This window comes from Stenotrophomonas nitritireducens, assembly GCF_001700965.1.
Taxonomy (GTDB): Bacteria; Pseudomonadota; Gammaproteobacteria; order Xanthomonadales; family Xanthomonadaceae; genus Stenotrophomonas; species Stenotrophomonas nitritireducens_A.
On record NZ_CP016756.1, the window covers coordinates 3,507,481 to 3,524,857 of the forward strand.

Annotated in this window: 17 protein-coding genes and 1 pseudogene; 12 read left to right on the plus strand and 6 right to left on the minus strand. The window is 65.1% G+C overall.

Annotation, left to right across the window (positions count from 1 at the left end; genetic code table 11):
- Positions 1-36 precede the first annotated feature (36 nt).
- Both recR and BCV67_RS14935 read left to right on the plus strand, forming a co-directional pair.
- Positions 37-636: a recombination mediator RecR gene (gene recR, locus BCV67_RS14930; RefSeq protein WP_062168796.1), complete on the plus strand. Its 600-nt coding sequence runs from the start codon at positions 37-39 to the stop codon at positions 634-636.
- 50 nt (positions 637-686) lie between these two features.
- Positions 687-1,034, plus strand: coding sequence for a histidine triad nucleotide-binding protein (locus BCV67_RS14935; protein ID WP_057629294.1), 348 nt, complete (start codon positions 687-689; stop codon positions 1,032-1,034).
- 458 nt (positions 1,035-1,492) lie between these two features.
- Here the strand turns inward: BCV67_RS14935 and BCV67_RS14940 are convergent, their stop codons facing one another.
- The 4 genes from BCV67_RS14940 to BCV67_RS14955 are packed head-to-tail and all read right to left on the minus strand — an operon-like array spanning position 1,493 to position 5,871.
- The gene (locus BCV67_RS14940; RefSeq protein ID WP_062168794.1) at positions 1,493-2,014 is read right to left on the minus strand and encodes a Slp family lipoprotein; all 522 of its coding nucleotides are present in this window, start codon (positions 2,012-2,014) and stop codon (positions 1,493-1,495) included.
- Positions 2,011-3,969, minus strand: coding sequence for a transglutaminase TgpA family protein (locus tag BCV67_RS14945; RefSeq protein WP_062168792.1), 1,959 nt, complete (start codon positions 3,967-3,969; stop codon positions 2,011-2,013). The genes BCV67_RS14940 and BCV67_RS14945 overlap by 4 nt, the downstream gene beginning before the upstream one ends.
- Positions 3,966-4,922, minus strand: coding sequence for a DUF58 domain-containing protein (locus BCV67_RS14950; protein ID WP_062168790.1), 957 nt, complete (start codon positions 4,920-4,922; stop codon positions 3,966-3,968). The genes BCV67_RS14945 and BCV67_RS14950 overlap by 4 nt, the downstream gene beginning before the upstream one ends.
- 1 nt (position 4,923) lies before the next feature.
- Entirely contained in the window at positions 4,924-5,871 is a 948-nt protein-coding gene (locus tag BCV67_RS14955; RefSeq protein ID WP_237334376.1) for an AAA family ATPase, read from the minus strand.
- A 40-nt stretch (positions 5,872-5,911) separates the two neighbouring features.
- Here BCV67_RS14955 and BCV67_RS14960 point away from each other — a divergent pair, with 40 nt between their 5' ends.
- Positions 5,912-7,753, plus strand: a complete 1,842-nt coding sequence (locus tag BCV67_RS14960) for an ArnT family glycosyltransferase (RefSeq protein WP_062171681.1) — start codon at positions 5,912-5,914, stop codon at positions 7,751-7,753.
- 76 nt (positions 7,754-7,829) lie between these two features.
- Here the strand turns inward: BCV67_RS14960 and BCV67_RS20565 are convergent.
- Positions 7,830-7,970, minus strand: a pseudogene (locus tag BCV67_RS20565) (septum formation inhibitor Maf); the annotation flags it as partial.
- A gap of 99 nt (positions 7,971-8,069) precedes the next feature.
- Entirely contained in the window at positions 8,070-8,642 is a 573-nt protein-coding gene (locus tag BCV67_RS14965) for a Maf family protein (protein ID WP_062168788.1), read from the minus strand.
- A gap of 115 nt (positions 8,643-8,757) precedes the next feature.
- On the opposite strand from BCV67_RS14965, the gene BCV67_RS14970 reads away from it, so the two are divergent.
- The 9 genes from BCV67_RS14970 to mltG all read left to right on the plus strand — a co-directional run bounded on the left by BCV67_RS14970 (position 8,758) and on the right by mltG (position 17,353).
- Positions 8,758-9,264, plus strand: coding sequence for a YceD family protein (locus BCV67_RS14970; RefSeq protein ID WP_057628938.1), 507 nt, complete (start codon positions 8,758-8,760; stop codon positions 9,262-9,264).
- Positions 9,265-9,372: 108 nt separating this feature from the next.
- A complete protein-coding gene (gene rpmF / locus BCV67_RS14975) occupies positions 9,373-9,570 on the plus strand; it encodes a 50S ribosomal protein L32 (RefSeq protein ID WP_057628937.1) in 198 nt (65 codons plus the stop codon).
- Positions 9,571-9,661: 91 nt separating this feature from the next.
- Positions 9,662-10,627 (plus strand): beta-ketoacyl-ACP synthase III, encoded by a 966-nt coding sequence (locus BCV67_RS14980; RefSeq protein ID WP_062168786.1) that lies wholly within the window; start codon positions 9,662-9,664, stop codon positions 10,625-10,627.
- Between the two features lie 479 nt (positions 10,628-11,106).
- The gene (fabD, locus tag BCV67_RS14985; protein WP_062168784.1) at positions 11,107-12,051 is read left to right on the plus strand and encodes an ACP S-malonyltransferase; all 945 of its coding nucleotides are present in this window, start codon (positions 11,107-11,109) and stop codon (positions 12,049-12,051) included.
- 85 nt (positions 12,052-12,136) lie between these two features.
- Positions 12,137-12,880, plus strand: a complete 744-nt coding sequence (fabG, locus tag BCV67_RS14990) for a 3-oxoacyl-ACP reductase FabG (protein ID WP_062168783.1) — start codon at positions 12,137-12,139, stop codon at positions 12,878-12,880.
- A gap of 150 nt (positions 12,881-13,030) precedes the next feature.
- Entirely contained in the window at positions 13,031-13,270 is a 240-nt protein-coding gene (acpP, locus tag BCV67_RS14995) for an acyl carrier protein (RefSeq protein WP_054659808.1), read from the plus strand.
- A 123-nt stretch (positions 13,271-13,393) separates the two neighbouring features.
- Entirely contained in the window at positions 13,394-14,656 is a 1,263-nt protein-coding gene (fabF, locus tag BCV67_RS15000) for a beta-ketoacyl-ACP synthase II (protein ID WP_062168781.1), read from the plus strand.
- Positions 14,657-14,869: 213 nt separating this feature from the next.
- Positions 14,870-16,222: an aminodeoxychorismate synthase component I gene (locus BCV67_RS15005; RefSeq protein ID WP_062168779.1), complete on the plus strand. Its 1,353-nt coding sequence runs from the start codon at positions 14,870-14,872 to the stop codon at positions 16,220-16,222.
- A 72-nt stretch (positions 16,223-16,294) separates the two neighbouring features.
- Entirely contained in the window at positions 16,295-17,353 is a 1,059-nt protein-coding gene (gene mltG / locus BCV67_RS15010; RefSeq protein WP_062168777.1) for an endolytic transglycosylase MltG, read from the plus strand.
- Positions 17,354-17,377 lie beyond the last annotated feature (24 nt).

A 17,377-nucleotide genomic window follows, 5' to 3' on the forward strand; every position in this document is an offset into this window, starting at 1 on the left:
TTTTAGCGATACGCCTGCTGTGATGAGACCGTTGCGATGAGCCTGCCGCTGCTGGAACAACTGATCGAAGCCTTCCGGGTGCTGCCCGGTGTTGGCCAGAAGACGGCCCAGCGCATGGCCTACCACGTGCTTGAACGCGCCCGCGATGGCGGCCAGCGCCTGTCGGAAGTGCTGGCCGAGGCCATCGAGAAGATTGGCCATTGCAAGCAATGCCGCGATTTCAGCGAAACCGAGCTGTGCCCGGTCTGCGCCAGCAGCAGCCGCGAGCGGCAGATGCTGTGTGTGATCGAATCGCCGGCCGATCGTTTGGCGATTGAACATGCCACCAGCTATCGCGGTGTGTACTACGTGCTGCAGGGGCGCTTGTCGCCGCTGGATGGCATCGGCCCGCGCGAACTGGGCCTGGATCAGCTTGAAGCGCGCTTGGCGCAGGGCGAAGTCACTGAGCTGATCATCGCCACCAACTCCACCGTCGAAGGTGAGGCCACCGCGCATTACCTGGCGCAGCTGGCACGTCGCAACAAGGTGCGCCCCAGCCGTCTGGCGCAGGGCCTGCCGCTGGGTGGCGAGCTGGAATATGTGGACCGCGGCACCTTGTCGCATGCCTTCGGCAGCCGTAGCGAAGTCGGCGAATAAGCCCCGCCGGGGTTGTAAGCTGTAGGCCATTTACTGCAGCGAGCCTTTCCATGAGCGACACCATTTTCGGCAAGATCATCCGCCGCGAAATTCCCGCCGCCATCGTCTACGAAGACGAGGACGTGCTGGGCTTCAAGGACATCGCCCCGCAGGCGCCGGTGCATGTGCTTTTCATTCCGAAGAACGAGGTCATCCCGACCCTGGATGATCTGCAGCCGACGCAGGCGCATCTGATCGGCAAGCTGGCCTTGGCGGCGGCCGCCTATGCGCGCCAGGAAGGGTTTGCCGAAAATGGCTACCGCATCGTCATGAACTGCCGCGAAGATGCCGGCCAGACCGTATTCCACATCCATCTGCATCTGCTGGCCGGCGCGCCACTGGGGCATTTTGGCGCGTGATTTGATGCCGTTATGTTGATTGTGGGAGCGGCGTAAGCCGCGAAGCTGACAGCAACAAAACAACGGCCAAACCCATTTGCGATCCAGCACCTGTTGATTGCAATGCACAGCTTGCGGCGGATGGATATCCAGCTTCGCGGCTTACGCCGCTCCCACAAAAAAGGAGCGTAGCGGGCTGCGCTCCCTCCCTTTGTCGCAGGCAAGGGGAGGGTTGGGGAGGGGGAGCTCTGCTGTATTTGATGGATCTGTGGCTTCGCGGCTTACGCCGCTCCCACAAAAAGGGAGCGTGGCGGGCTGCGCTCCCTCCCTTTGCCGTAGGCAAGGGGAGGGTTGGGGAGGGGTGAGCTCTGCTGTGTTTGATGGATCTGTAGCTTCGCGGCTTACGCCGCTCCCACAACCATCGTTCCAGGTTTCAATCAAACAAAAACGCCGCCCCTTGGGGCGGCGTTTTCAGTTTGTTACCACCAACCGCGGTAACCCCAGCCCCAGGGGCCCCAACCCGGGCCCCAGGGGCCATACGGGTAGGCGGGTACCACTTCAACTTCGCGCTGCACCGGCCACAGGTACACCACGTCGGCGGCAACCTTGGGCAGCGGGTAATCGTATTCGCCGATCTTGGTGGTCTGGTAACCATCGATGCGGCCGATGAAGGTCACGTCGCGGCCCGGCTCGAACACCGCCGGATCATAAAAGCCGGCGCGGCAGGCCAGGAAGCGGCCGTCGCTGGCATCGGATGACGTGGTGCTCGGACGGCCGCTGCCATTGAGTGGGCGGGCGATCATCTGGAAGCAGGTTTCGCCCTGGCCGGGAATGGTTTCAATGATGCGGCCACCCCAGCGCACCGGCGCGCCGGTCTGCTTCTGGGATACCGCGTCACGCGGCGATACCGGGGTGAACTGTCCCTGCAGCGGCTTGGGGGCCGTGGCACAGGCAGCCAGCACCAGGCTGGCGGCGGCAACGAGGAGGATGCGGGTCTTCATGTTCGTACTCCGGGTTTCGGGCGGTGCCTGTGCAGGTCCGCCAATAATGAAACGACATCCGATCGGACGCCAGCGTAACGCGCTTGAGTGAAACGCTGGCTGAGTGCCAACAGGTCGCTGCCGGGGCGGGCGCGATCAACCCGTGCAGCCCAATCGCTGGCGGTTTCCGACGGCTCGCGGCCCAGGCCGAGGCGCTGGTAACGCCGGTCCAGCTGGTGCCAGGCGCGCAGCAGGGGGTCGCGCTGGCGTTCGCCGCGCGCCAGCAGCCAGGCCATCAGGGCCAGCGCCAGTACGGCGAAACCTGCAAACAAGGCAACCAGCTGCGAGGGGTTCAACTGCTTGATGCCGATGGCACTGAGCAGGTGCTGCTGACGCTCGGCGTTGAAGGACAGCACGGCGGTGTTCCAGCCACGGCGCAGGTAGTCGCCGTACTGCAGCAGGCTGCTCCAGCGCCCGGCCAGGCCCATTCCATCGGCGCCGGCATCGTTGTCGCCGACGCGATCTTCCAGCGTGTCGTAGATGCGCTCCGGGGCGACGGCGGCGGTGGGGTCCACCCGCACCCAGCCGCGCTGCGGCAGCCAGACTTCCGCCCACGCGTGCGCATCCAGGCGCCGCACCACCCAGTAGTTGCCGAAGCGGTTGCGCACGCCGCCGGCATAGCCGGTGACCACGCGTGCGGGAATGCCCGCACCGCGCATCAGCACCACGAACGCCGCGCTGAAGTGCTCGCAATAACCGGCCTTCTGGTCGAACAGGAATTCGTCCACCGAATGGCGGCCGGCCAGCGGCGTGGCCAGGGTGTAGGCGAAGTCGCGATGGATCCATTCCAGGCTGCGCTGCACCAATGCCGCCGGGTCGTTGCCGGCTTCGCTGCGCCATTGCCGGGACAGTGCGAGGGTGCGCGGATTGAAGCCCTCCGGCAGCTGCAGGGCTTGTTGGCGCAGGCGTTGCGGCAGCTCGGCCTGGAAGGCTTCCGCGGCACTTGATTGCATGCGCCAACGGCTCAGCGTGGTCAGCGATTGCGGCGCGCTGAGGCTGTAGTCGGCATCCAGATAACTGCCGCTGGGGGCTTGCAGGGGCAAGTCCAGCGCGACCAGTTCGCGGCGGTCGGTGGGCTCGTACTCGATCTGGTAATCCCAGCGCTGGGCGGCCGAACGCACGGCCGGCGGTTGCCCGTATTGCTGGCTTTCCAGGCGGGTCCAGCGGCGGCCGTCAAAACGGGTCAGCACCGGGCCGCGCCAGTAGCGTTGGTTCTGTGCCGGCACCGGGCCGAAGAACTCCACGCGCAGCGCCGGGCTGTCATCGGCCATCAGGTCGATCCAGCCGCCGGGCTGCATGCTGCCGGACAGCCCCGGGCGTGCGGCAGCCCGTTCTGGCGTGCCCCACAGTGGCGAGGGCAGGCGCGGCACCAGCCAGAACGCCGACAACGCCAGCGGCAAGGCAAGCAGCATCAGCCGGCCGACGGTGCGCAGCTGCGCGCGCGCCGGCAGGTGGGCGATGCCGACTTCTTCATCGGCCAGCCGCTGCAGGGCCAGCAGGGCGGCGACCACGGCGGCCGCGGACATCAGCAAGGTGCTCGGGCCCTGGTCGAGCAGGAAGGCGGCGAACGGGGCAAACAGGCCGAAACCGATCAGGCTGCGTGCGTCACGCAGGTTGCGCAGTTCGCTGGATTTGATCGCCAGCATTGCAGCGAGCAGGGCGCAGCCGGTGTCGCGGCCGGGGCGGGCGCCCATCTGCCAATAGATGCTGGCCAGCATGATGCCAACCAGCAGCAGGCGCAGCGGCAGCGGCATGGCATGGCGCCATGACCACAGCGCCACCAGCAGCGTGGTGACGGCGAACACCACCGCCAGCGTGGCGGGCAACTGCAGCAACAACGGCAGCAGGCACAGCACGGTGACCAGGTTGATCCAGACGCGGGTGCCTGCGCTCAGGGCGGGAGAGGGGATCTTCATGCGGCAGGAAGCAGCGCCAGTGCGCGTAGGCAGAGGTGGCGGTGGGCGTCACCGCTGGCCGGCCCCAGCGGCGGCATGCCGGGCAGGCGCAGTTGATAGCTGCGGCCCTCGCGTTCGGCCTCGTCGACCCAGCGGGCCAGGCGCGAGATGCGGCGCTCATGCGGCAGGGCACGCAACTGCTGCCAGTCCAGCACCAGCTCGGCGCCGTAGGGGCGCTCGTATTCGCGTACCAGCAGTTCGTCGCGGCGCGCCGAATGCTTCCAGGCGATGCTGCGGCGCGAGTCGCCGCTGCGGTACGAACGCATCTGCTGCAGTTCCTCGCCCTGCGGATGCACGCGGGTGCGGGTGGATGCGCTGCCGGCGTCCGGCAGCGGTGGCGCGTTGGGCTCGGGGCTGGGATAGACCAGCAAGGCGGTATCCGGCCAGAACCAGGCCCAGGCGCGGACCAGACCCAGTGGCTGGGTGGTGGCCACGCGGATGCGCGACAGATCCAGCCAGCCGCGTTGTTGGGTAGGCAGCCACAGATCGGCCTCGGCCTGGCTGTCCTGCTCCAGGTTGAAGTGGGTGCGGGCCTGCGCGCAGTCCAGTTGCAGGGCGCGGCGCGGGCGGCGGTCGCTGCGTGCAAGTGCCAGCCGCAGGCGGATGGGATTGCCGGCGGCGACCGGATCGGCCGACAGGGCCTGCAGGCGCAGGCCGGATAGCTGCAGATGGGCCTGCAGCGTGCTGGCCAGTGCGGTGGCTGCCAGCACCAGGGCGAGCAGCAGGGCCGGGTTGTTGTTGTAGTTCAGCGCGCCGAGCAGCATCACTGCAAGCAGGGCGGCCAGGAACAGGCCAAACCCGGTAGGCAGCACGTAGATGCGGCGCCGGTCCAGTTGCACCGGCAGGTCTTCCGGCTGCCGTGGCCGTGCCAGCAACTGCAGTGCCTGCAGGCGCTGCCGCAACGCTGCACGCACCTCAATCCACCTGCACGCTGTGCAGGATGGCGCGTGCCAAGGCCGGGCCTGAAGAGGCCTCCGCCTCGCCGACCAGGCGATGTCCGGCTACGGCGATGAACAAGGCCTGCACGTCTTCGGGTACCACATGGCGGCGGCCAAGCAGCAGCGCATGCGCCTTGGCCGCGCGCAGCAGGGCGATGCCGGCACGCGGTGACAGGCCAACACGCACGCCGGGGTGTTGGCGGCTGCGGGTGATCAAGGCCTGCACGTAATCAATCAGTGCATCGCTGGCATGCACCTGGCCCACCGCTTCGCGCAGGCTGCGCAGGTCCTGCTCGGAGAGGCAGGGGGTGACGCGGGCGATGAGGTTGCGACGGTCTTCGCCAGCCAGCAGGGCGCGCTCGGCTTCGGCGTTGGGATAGCCCAGGGTCAGGCGCAGCAGGAAGCGGTCCAGCTGCGAGTCCGGCAGCGGGAAGGTGCCGGACATGTCCACCGGGTTCTGGGTGGCAATCACAAAAAACGGGTCTGGCAGGCTGTGGGTGACGCCATCCAGGGTCACCTGCTGCTCGGCCATGGCTTCGAGCAGCGCGCTCTGCGTGCGTGGCGGCGCGCGGTTGATCTCGTCGGCCAGCAGCAGGTTGCAGAACACCGGCCCGGGATGGAACTGGAAGCTGCGGCTGTGCGCTTCGTAAACCGAGATGCCGAGCACATCGGCGGGCAGCAGATCCGAGGTGAACTGCACGCGCTGGAACTGCAGGCCGAGGCTGGACGCCATGGCATGGGCCAGGGTGGTCTTGCCCAGGCCGGGCAGGTCTTCGATCAGCAGATGTCCGCTGGACAGCAGCGCGACAAAGGCCAGCCTTACTTCCTGCGCTTTGCCCAGAAGTAGGGAATTGACCTGCTGTTGCGCCGTCGATAGGGACTGTAGTGTTACTTCGGTTAGCATTCCGGGCGGCGCCACGGTCATGGTCGTCTCGTTATTTGGGCTGAAGGAAGTGTACGTGGCAATCAGGGGTGAACAACGCGCATACGTGACCTTCCTCGTGTTGTGGGTGCTGGTCACCACGGCCAAGGTGCTGCTGGCATCGCAGCTTCCGCTGTTCGTGGACGAGGCGTTCTATTGGCAGGAAGGTCAGCATCTGGCCATGGCCTATTCGGACCTGCCCGGGCTCACCGCGTGGCTCACGCGGCTGGGTGTGGAGGTTGCCGGCGACAATCGGCTGGGCGTGCGTTTGCCCTTCCTGTTGATGGGCGCGGCGTTGCCGTGGATGGTTGCCAGCATCTGCACGCGCTGGTTTGGCGCGCGCATGGGCTGGCGCGCCGGTTCGCTTGCCTTGTTGATGCCGCTGTCGGCAACGCTGGGCATCCTGGCGGTGCCGGATGTGCCCATGGCGATTGCGGCCTTGCTGTGCCTGGATGCGGGGGCGCGCCTGCTGCGCGGCGTCGGTGCAGGCGGTGCGTTGCTGTTGGCCTGCGGCCTGCTGCTGGGCGCGCTGAGCCACTACCGCTTCATCGGGGTGATCGCGGTGGGCTTCATCGCGCTGCTGGCGTTGCCCGAAGGCCGCAAGATGCTGCGTGATCCGCGCGTGTGGATCGCCTTGTCGGTTGGCGTTGCCGCCTGGGTGCCGTTGCTGGCCTGGAACCTGGACAACCAGGATGCCGGGCTCAAGTTCCAGCTGGTCGAGCGTCACCCCTGGGCTTTTCAGTGGCAGGGGGTGTTGTTCCTGGTGATCCAGCCGTTGCTGGTGACGCCACTGTTGTTTGCGGCGATGGCGGTGGTTGCCGGCAAAGGCGTGCGGCATGCGCAGGGCGGCTTCCATCATCTGCAGTGGCGTTACTTCGCGCTGGTCGGTGCGACTTCGACCTTGCTGATCTTCCTGCTCGGCTTCTTCACCGATGTGGAGCGGGTCAGCTTCCATTGGCCGCTGCCGGGTTACCTGGCATTGCTGGTCTGCGTGCCGGCGTTGCTCAGCCACTGGTCGCGTCGCTGGCGGCGCACGTTGTGGGCGGTGACCTCGCTGGGGCTGCTGCTGGCCATGGGCTATTACCTGTTTGCGGCCTCGCCCGCGCTGCGCGAACACCTTGCCGGCAGCAAGTATTACCCGCGGAATTTCGCAGGCTGGCAGCAGTTGGCAGAGGGCGTGCGTGACGAGCTCTCGGAGATGCCGGAAGACACCCAATTGCTGGCTGGCAGTTTCAAGGTGGGCGCGGAGCTGGGCTTCCGCCTCAATGATCCGAACATCAAGGTGCTGCCGCACGCGCTCAATGACCGGCACGGGCGCACCGCACAGTTGGCGCTGTGGAAGCTGATCAGCGATGGCAGCCGCTCCACGCCGGTTTTGTTGGTGCTGGCGCCCGGAGACCAGCGCTACCGCGATCTATTGGCGCATTACCACGACGTCTGCGAGCTGGTGGGTCCGCTGCCGCCGCCACGCATGGTTTCGCTCGATCATGGCTTCCAGCGCTTCCTGCTGTTCCGGCTACCGGCAGAAAAACAGCCTGGTGCCTGCGTGACGCCGGCCATGGCGTGGGTGGAAACGCCGTTGGCAGGTCAGGCAGTGGATGCTGCGCTGGAAGTCAGCGGCTGGGCCTTCAAGGACGGCGTAGGTTTGTTACGGGTTGAGCTGCTGCTGGACGGCCGTAGCGCAGGTGACGCCCGCTACGGACGCGCCTTCGACGTGCGCCCGTTCTGGAAGATTTCCAATGACCCGCAGCATCCCAATACCGGCTTTGATGCACGCCTAGATACATCCGGCCTGAAGCCTGGCACCCATTGGCTGGGGCTGCGTCTGCATGGCAATGACGGCAGCGTGGAAACCTGGGCAGAGCAACCGTTCGAGATCAAATAAGGCTGGTCCGCGCCCGCGTGTTGATGTGCGGGCGTGGGTTTCCGGCATAGCCGTGGGCTACGGTGCTGGCCGCAGGCTAGGGCAACTGATAGCTGGCCTGTCGCAGCAGCTGTGAGGTCTTTATCAGCGGCAGGTCGATCAGGGCAGTAGGGTCGCTGTTCTCGATGGCCTCGAACAAGGTGATGCCCAGGACTTCGCATTTGAAGCTGCCAGCGCAGCACCGTAGCCCGGGTAAGCGCAGCGCACCCGGGGCTGTTGGCGGGAAACCTGAGTGAACAGGTAGATCTTGGGTCCCGGGTGCGCTGCGCTTACCCGGCTACGGCAGCTGATAGCCGGCCAATCTCAACAGGCGCGCGGTCTGGATCAGTGGCAGGCCGATCAGGGCGGTAGGGTCGCTGTTCTCGATGGCCTCGAACAAGGTGATGCCCAGTCCTTCGCATTTGAAGCTGCCGGCGCAGTCCAGTGGCAGCTCGGTATCGATATAACGCTCGATCTCGGCCGTCTGCAGGGCCCTGAAGCGCACGCGGGTCAGGTCGCTGGCCTGGTGGCGCGTAGTACCGTCGCTCACGCAGACGGCGGTGTGGAACAGCACTTCGTGGCCGGACATCGCTGCCAGCTGCGCGCAAGCGGCTTCGCGGCTGCCGGGTTTACCCAGCGACTGCCCGTTCAGCTCGGCAACTTGGTCCGAGCCGATGGCCCAGCTGCCGGGGAACTGGCGGGCGACGGTTTCGGCCTTGGCGCCCGCCAAACGCTGTGCCAGCACGGCTGGCGACTCGCCGGGCAGCGGCGATTCATCGACGTCCGGAGCCGCCGAACTGAACGAAAGCCTGAGCCGGTTCAGCAATTCAGCGCGATATCGTGACGTGGAGGCGAGAATCAGGGGCTTCATGTGTAAAAATACGCGGCTCGGGACGGCCAGTCTGCTGCGCCGCCACCGGTCTGACAATGTTTCCGTCGCTTTGGGTTTGACAGCGGCGGGGCTACTCCTTAACATTCTGCAGCTTATGTCCGCGAACGTGCCCGAATTGCTGGATGCTTGGCGGATGGTCGTAGCGCGTAGGCGCTTTGACGGCCAGGTGCCTTTGTCCGAATTGACCCGCCTGCAGGGTCTGGTTGCCGATACCGAAGGCCAGTGCACCTATGCGCTGGAATTCGATCGAGACAACATCTTGCAGGTGGCTTATGTCGATCTGACCATCGATACCGAGTTGCCCCTGATCTGTCAGCGCACCATGCAGCGTTTCCTGCTGCCGGTGTCGATCAGGCAGCGCTTGGGCTTGATCAAGGACGAAGACGAGGAATCCGCGCTTCCAGAGGAATACGAAGCGCTGCTGGTGCCCGAAGACGGCAACCTGCGGCCGCTGGATCTTGTGGAAGACGAGTTGGTGTTGGCGGTGCCAGTGGTAGCGCTGGCGCCAGGAAGCGAGGCAGTCGAACAGGACTTCACCGCGACCGAAGAAGAATTGAGCAAGGCCAATCCCTTTGCGGCATTGGCGGCGCTGAAGAAATAATTGCGGCCGGTAATCGTCGGCGGCTGCGGCGAAAGCGAGTAGTGCTGGACGCTGGCGTCCTGTGCAATTAAACGACGAAGCAAACGAAACCGAGTTTGGAGCAATCCCATGGCTGTGCAGAAATCCCGTGTTACCCCGTCCCGCCGCGGCATGCGTCGTGCCCACGACGCCCTGAGCGCAAAGCAGCTGTCCACCGATCCGACCACCGGTGAAGTGCATCTGCGTCACCACATCACTGCTGACGGTTTCTACCGTGGCAAGAAGGTGATCACGACCAAGTCGACCCTGGTCGCTGAAGAAGATTGATTTGTGACGGCTGCCGCCACCTGAGTGTGGCGGTTGTTGCACCGATTCTTCCGGGGCCGCCTGCGGGCGGCTTCGCGCAATAGGAAACAGCATGAGCAAGCGGATCTACTCGAGGATCGCGGGCACTGGTAGTTACTTGCCCGAGAAAGTGTTGACCAATGACGATCTGACCAAGATTGTCGACACGACCAACGAGTGGATCGAGTCGCGCACGGGCATCCGTGAGCGGCACATCGCTGCCGAAGGCGAAACCACCAGTGATCTGGGCTACCACGCCGCCATGCGCGCGCTGGAAGCGGCAGGCATTGAGGCGTCGCAGCTGGACATGATCATCGTGGGTACCACCACGCCGGATCTGATTTTCCCGTCTACCGCTTGCTTGATCCAGGCCCGTCTCGGTGCAGCTGGTTCGGCGGCGTTTGACGTCAATGCGGCATGTTCGGGCTTTCTTTTCGCCCTGAGCGTGGCTGACAAATTCATTCGCAGCGGTGATGCCAAGCATGTCTTGGTGATCGGTGCGGAAACCCTGACCCGTATCGTCGACTGGACTGACCGCACCACCTGCGTGTTGTTCGGCGATGGCGCGGGCGCCGTCGTGCTCAAGGCCGACGAAGACACCGGCATTCTCAGTACCCATCTGCATGCCGACGGCAGCAAGAAGGAGCTGCTGTGGGATCCGGTTGGTGTGTCGGTCGGCTTCGACAAGCCGGGCAACATCATCATGAAGGGCAACGACGTGTTCAAGTACGCCGTCAAGGCGCTGGACTCGGTGGTTGATGAGACCCTGCAAGCCAATGGTCTGGACAAGTCCGACCTGGATTGGCTGATTCCGCACCAGGCCAACCTGCGCATCATCGAGGCCACGGCCAAGCGCCTGGACATGCCGATGGACCGCGTGGTGGTGACGGTGGACAAGCACGGCAATACCTCGTCCGGCTCGGTGCCGCTGGCACTGGACGCAGCGATCCGTTCGGGTCGTGTCGAGCGCGGCCAGCTGTTGCTGCTGGAAGCCTTCGGCGGCGGTTTCACCTGGGGTTCGGCGCTGCTGCGCTACTAAGCGTCTCGCTGATTCAGATTAAAAAAACGGGCAGCCAATGGCTGCCCGTTTTGTTTGGGGTACCTGTAGTGCCGAGCCATGCTCGGCAGAGGCCTTCACCAACCAACCCATCAGCCCCAAGCTTCTCGTAGGAGCGGCGTAAGCCGCGAAGCCAAAACTGCACGACGCAGCCAAAGCCAACCCCTCCCCAACCCTCCCCTTCGCTACGCGAAAGGGAGGGGGCAATGTAGTGCCGAGCCATGCTCGGCAGGGGCGTTCCCGGTAAATCCCCTTGCCGAGCATAGCTCGGCACTACAGGGTTCCCTGCGGTAAGGCCTCTTGTCGAGCATGGCTCGGCACTACGGGCTCTCTGCGGTAAGACCCCTTGCCGAGCATGGCTCGGCACTACCTGCTGCATGTCGTGCATACGCGCCAGTACAGACGAGTGGGCGCTTTCGCGCTTATTATTCCCCGCTTCGATTGATGCAGCAGAAGACCGCGTGACTGACTCCCGACTCGCTTTCGTATTTCCCGGCCAGGGTTCGCAATCCATTGGGATGTTGGCCGAACTGGCTGAACTGCACCCGCAGGTCCGTGACACCTTTGCCGAGGCCTCCGAAGGCGCGGGCGTCGACTTGTGGGCGTTGTCGCAAGGCGGCCCTGAAGAACAGCTCAATCGCACCGAATTCACCCAGCCGGCGCTGCTGGCCGCCAGCATCGCGGTGTGGCGCCTGTGGAACGCGCAGGGCGGTGCACAGCCGGCCGTACTGGCCGGGCACAGCCTGGGCGAGTACACCGCATTGGTTGCTGCGGGCGCGCTGACGCTGCACGACGGTGCGCACCTGGTGCGCCTGCGTGGCCAGCTGATGCAGGACGCGGCCCCCACCGGCGTTGGCGCGATGGCCGCCGTGCTCGGCGCCGAAGACGCGCTGGTGCTGGAAGTCTGCGCCGAGGCTGCAGGCAGCCAGGTGGTGGTGCCGGCCAATTTCAATTCGCCCGGCCAGATCGTGATCGGCGGTGACGCTGCCGCAGTGGACCGCGCCTTGGCGCTGTTGGCTGAAAAGGGCGTGCGCAAGGCGGTGAAGCTGGCCGTCAGCGTGCCGTCGCACACGCCGCTGATGCGCGAAGCCGCCAATCGTCTGGCTGCGGTGATGCAAGGCCTGGCGTGGCAGCAGCCGTCGTTGCCGGTGATCCAGAATGTGGATGCACAGGTGCATGACGGCGTGGATGCCATCCGTCAGGCGCTGGTGCAGCAGCTGTACCAGCCGGTGCAGTGGACCGGTTGCGTGCAGGCATTGGCCGCACGTGGTGTCACCCGCGTGGCCGAATGCGGCCCGGGCAAGGTGCTGACCGGCCTGGTCAAGCGCATCGACAAGAACATCGAAGGGCGTCCGCTCGCCACCCCGGCAGACTTTGCCGGCGCGCTGGAAGAGTGGGCAAACTGAGTAACCGATTGCGGCGTGGGCGCAGCCTGCGCCCGGTCATGATGGGCGCTGCGCGTGCGCGGTGCCATGCATACAAGGAACAGGAATGAGCAAGCCATTGCAGGGTGAAATCGCGCTGGTCACCGGCGCCAGCCGGGGTATCGGTGCCGCCATTGCCGATGAACTGGCCGCGCTGGGCGCGACTGTCATCGGTACCGCCACCACCGACAACGGGGCAGCTGCCATCGGTACGCGGCTGGCTGCACAGGGCGGCCACGGCCGTGCGCTGAACGTGACCGAGCCGGGCGCGGTGGACGCGCTGATCGACGCGGTGAGCAAGGAATTCGGTGCCATCAGCATCCTGGTCAACAACGCCGGCATCACCCGCGACAACCTGCTGATGCGCATGAAGGACGAGGACTGGCAGGCCATCCTCGACACCAACCTGACCAGCGTTTACCGCACCTCCAAGGCGGTGATGCGCGGCATGATGAAGGCGCGCAAGGGCCGCATCATCAATATCGCCTCGGTCATCGGCGTCACCGGCAATGCCGGCCAGGCCAACTATGCCGCTGCCAAGGCTGGCATCATTGCGTTCTCCAAGTCGCTGGCCAAGGAAATCGGCAGCCGCGGCGTGACCGTCAACGTGGTCGCACCGGGCTTCATCGACACGGATATGACCAAGGATCTGCCCGAGGACGCCAAGGCGGCGATGCTCGGCCAGATCGCGCTGGGCCGCCTCGGCCAGCCCGCAGACATCGCCAAGGCGGTGGCGTTCCTGGCCGGTCCGTCGGCCAGTTACATCACCGGCGAAACCCTTCACGTGAACGGCGGTTTGTACATGCCGTAAGCGTGGTGTGCAGGGACTGCACCCAAGTGGTTGATCGTTGTGGCTTTTTTGTTGAAAAACACCGCCGCGACGGTTTCCACTACACTATCCCACGGCCAGCCCTGGGGGCTGGCGTCTTTTGAACCACTACTCCATCTGGAGCGATATCCAATGAGCACCATCGAAGAACGCGTCAAGAAGATTGTTGTTGAGCAGCTTGGCGTCAAGGAAGAAGAAGTCACCACCAGCGCATCGTTTGTCGATGACCTGGGTGCAGACTCGCTTGACACCGTTGAGCTGGTGATGGCGCTGGAAGAAGAGTTCGAGTGCGAAATCCCGGACGAGGAAGCCGAGAAGATCGGTACCGTCCAGGCCGCCATCGACTACGTCAAGGCACACGTCAAGGCCTGATCCAGGTCTGACAAGGCGCGGTCGGCAAGCATGTCAGCCGCGTTGCAAATCCATGGGGCCGCTGATGCGGCCCTGTGCTTTTAAGTTTCAATCCCCCCGCGTGCGGGGCCAGGAGAATCCGCAATGAGTCGTCGCGTCGTCGTTACCGGCATGGGCATGGTGTCGCCCCTAGGCAATGATCTGGCCAGCAGCTGGGAAGGCATCATCAATGGCCGCTCGGGCATTGGCCCGCTGACGAATGTCATGGACAGCTACCTGGAGCGTTTCACCACCAAGATTGCAGGTGAGGTCAGGGATTTCGACATCACCGCCGACAACCCCTTGTTCGGCAAGTATCGGGTCAGCGGCAAGGATGCCAAGAAGATGGATCCGTTCATCCATTACGGCCTGGGTGCCGCCTTCATGGCGTTGCACGACTCGGGCCTGGAAATCACCGAGGCCAATGCTGAGCGCATTGGCGCCATCGTCGGCGCCGGCATCGGCGGCCTGCTCGGCATCGAAGAGCAGACCATCGAGTTCCACGAAGGCAAGAAGATCTCGCCCTTCTACGTGCCCAAGACCATCATCAACATGCTGCCGGGCCAGCTGAGCATCATCGCCGGGCTGAAGGGCCCGTCGTTCTCGGCGGTGTCGGCCTGTGCCACGTCCAACCATTCCATCGGTACGGCGATGCGCATGATCCAGTACGGCGATGCCGACGTGATGGTCGCCGGTGGCGCCGAGCGTGGTTCCTCGCCGACCGCACTGGGCGGCTTCTGCGCGATGAAGGCCATGTCCACCCGCAACGACGAGCCGACCAAGGCCTCGCGTCCGTGGGACCAGGGCCGTGACGGCTTCGTGCTGGGCGACGGTGCCGGCATCCTGATCCTGGAAGAGTACGAGCACGCCAAGGCGCGCGGCGCCAAGATCTACTGCGAGCTGGCCGGTTTCGGCGCAAGCTCCGACGCGTACCACATGACCGCACCGAGCGAGAACGGCGAAGGCGCCGCCCGCTGCATGGTTGCGGCAATGAAGGACGCAGGCGTCACCCCGGAACAGGTGGGCTACCTCAACGCACACGGCACCTCCACGCCGCTGGGCGACTTGGGCGAGACCATGGCGATGAAGACCGCCTTCGGCGCGCATGCCTACAAGATGCTGGTCAGCTCGACCAAGTCGATGACCGGCCACCTGTTGGGTGCAGCGGGCGGCGTGGAAGCGATCTTCTCGGTGATGGCGCTGAACACCGGCATCATCCCGCCGACCATCAACCTGGAAAACCCCAGCGAAGGCTGCGACCTGGACTACGTACCGAACGTGGCCCGCAAGGCCGACGTGGACGTGGTGATGTCGAACGGCTTCGGCTTCGGCGGCACCAACGGCACGCTGGTGTTCAAGCGGATTTAAAGGCTCAGCGCTTTTGCTTGAGCCCCTCTCCCGCAAGCGGGAGAGGGGTTGGGGTGAGGGCAGAGCGAAGCGGAGCTGTTGAACAGCCTGGTTACTGAAGGCACTCATCGCTTCATTTTTTTGCCTTAAAAGCTCCCCTCATCCGCCCTTCGGGCACCTTCTCCCGCAAGCGGGAGAAGGGAGCCGCCAGCTTCCTCGACTCTTTGGCCCACGATGCACATCCTCCCCCTGCGCGCCGATATCGACCTGCTGGCGCTGCATCGGCTTGCACCGCATCGCTATCCGGTCCTGCTCGAATCCACTGCCGCCGGCAAGCAAGGCCAGTGGGACATGCTGTTGATCGCCGATGGCGGCCAGCTCCTGCTCAACGCTGACGGCAGCGTGCAGCGCGAAGACGGCAGCCCGGTGGAAGGGACGTTCCTCGCCGCGCTCGACCGCGACTGGCAGGCCCTGCAGCAGCCACGTAACCCGATGGAAGCGGACATCCCGTTCCGCGGCGGCTGGGCCTTGCTGCTCGATTACGAGCTTGCCCAGCAGGTTGAACCGATCCTGCAGTTGCCACGGCGCACGGATTGCCTGCCAACTGCCGTCGCATTGCGCTGCCCAGCAGCGGTACTGCGCGAACGCGACAGCGGCCGCTGCATCGCCATCGCCGAAGACGCCGCCGCCGACCTGCTCAGCCAGCTCCAGCACGATCAAACAGAAGCCGCATTGCTGCCGCCCTTGCCGCATTGGCATGGCCCCAGCGCCATCAGCGAAGACGCCGGCGAACGCTTCACCGACGGCGTGCACAAGATCATCGATTACCTGCATGCCGGCGACGTGTTCCAGGTGAACCTGTCGCGCCGCTGGCAGGCGCAGTTCGATACGCCGCTGGCAGCGGAAGCGCTGTACGCGCGGCTGCGCACCGCCAACCCCGCACCGTTCGCCGGCCTGTTCACCGCTGCCGGACGCGCCGTGGTCAGCTCCTCGCCGGAACGGCTGGTTTCCGTCAACGGTGATGTGGTGCAGACCCGCCCGATCGCCGGCACCCGCCCGCGCTTCGAAGGCGACGACGATGCCGCACGCATCCAGGAGCTGGTTGGTCATCCCAAGGAGCGCGCCGAGCACGTCATGCTGATCGACCTGGAGCGCAACGACCTGGGTCGCATTGCCGCGCCCGGCAGCGTCGAGGTCGATGAGCTGATGACCGTGGAGAGCTACGCCCACGTGCACCACATCGTCAGCAACGTGCGCGCGCGGCTGCGCGCCGATGTGACCCCGGGCGAAGTGATTGCGGCCACCTTCCCGGGCGGCACCATCACCGGCTGTCCCAAGGTGCGCTGCATGGAGATCATCGCCGAGCTGGAGCAGACCGCGCGCGGTGCCTACACCGGCGCCTTCGGCTGGCTGAACCGTGACGGCGACATGGACCTGAACATCCTCATCCGCACCGCCGAAGTGCAGGGCACTATCGCCAGTTTCCGTACGGGAGCCGGCATCGTGGTGGATTCGGTGGCCGACAAGGAACTGGATGAAACCCGGGCCAAGGCGCGCGGGCTGTTGCGGGCGCTGGACCCGCAATGATGAACACCGCTTTGGCCGGCGTTGCCGCCAGCGCGGTATCCTGCGCATCGGTTCTTTGAAGACGGGGTGACCATGGCGGGTGCCAAGCGCGGATGTCTGCTGGTGCTGGCGGTGTTGGTACTGCTGGTGGCATTGGCTGGCGCAGGTGCGGCCTGGTTGTGGCAGCGGCAGGGCAGTTTTGCCGATACGCCGCTGACGCCGTCGGCGGCAAGCATCACCATCGCTTCCGGTGACTCCCTCACCAGCGTGCTGCGCAAGCTGCGAGCGGCCGGTGTGGATGAAGGCGACGATCTGCAATGGCAGCTGCTGGCGCGCCAGCTCGATGCCGCCGGCAAGCTCAAGGTAGGCGAGTACGCGCTGGAGCCGGCACCCACGCCGCGCCAGCTGCTGCAGAACATGCGCCAGGGCAAGGTGCTGCAATACCGCGTCACCATCGTTGAAGGCTGGAACATCCGCCAACTGCGCGCGGCCTTGGCCCGTGCACAGCCGCTGCTGCACGAAACCACCGATCTGGCCGACACCGAGCTGATGGCCAAGCTGGGCTTCCCCGACCAGCACCCGGAAGGCCGCTTCCTGCCGGAAACCTATATCTACCAGCGCGGTGACAGCGACGTGGACGTGCTCAAGCGCGCCCATGCCGCGATGGAAAAGGAACTGGCCGCCGCCTGGGCCGGGCGCAGTGACGACCTGCCGCTGAAGTCGCCCTACGAACTGCTGATCCTGGCCTCCATCATCGAGAAGGAAACCGGCTTGGCCAGCGAGCGCCCGCAGATTGCCGGCGTGTTCGTCCGTCGCCTGAAGATGGGCATGCGCCTGCAGACCGACCCAACCGTGATCTACGGCATCGGCAGCGCCTACGACGGCAATATCCGCAAGATCCACCTGACCACCGATACGCCGTACAACACCTATACTCGCGCCGGCCTGACGCCGACGCCGATCGCCATGCCCGGCCGCGACGCGCTGCATGCCGCCGCCAACCCGGCGCCAGGCGATGCGCTGTACTTCGTCGCCGTGGGCGATGGCAGTGGCGCGCATGTGTTCTCCGCGTCCTATACCGATCACAACACCGCCGTGGCCGAATACCTGCAACGTCTGCGTGCCAAGCGCAGCGAGGCAGCGGCGCAATGAGCGGCATGACCCGAATGATGTACA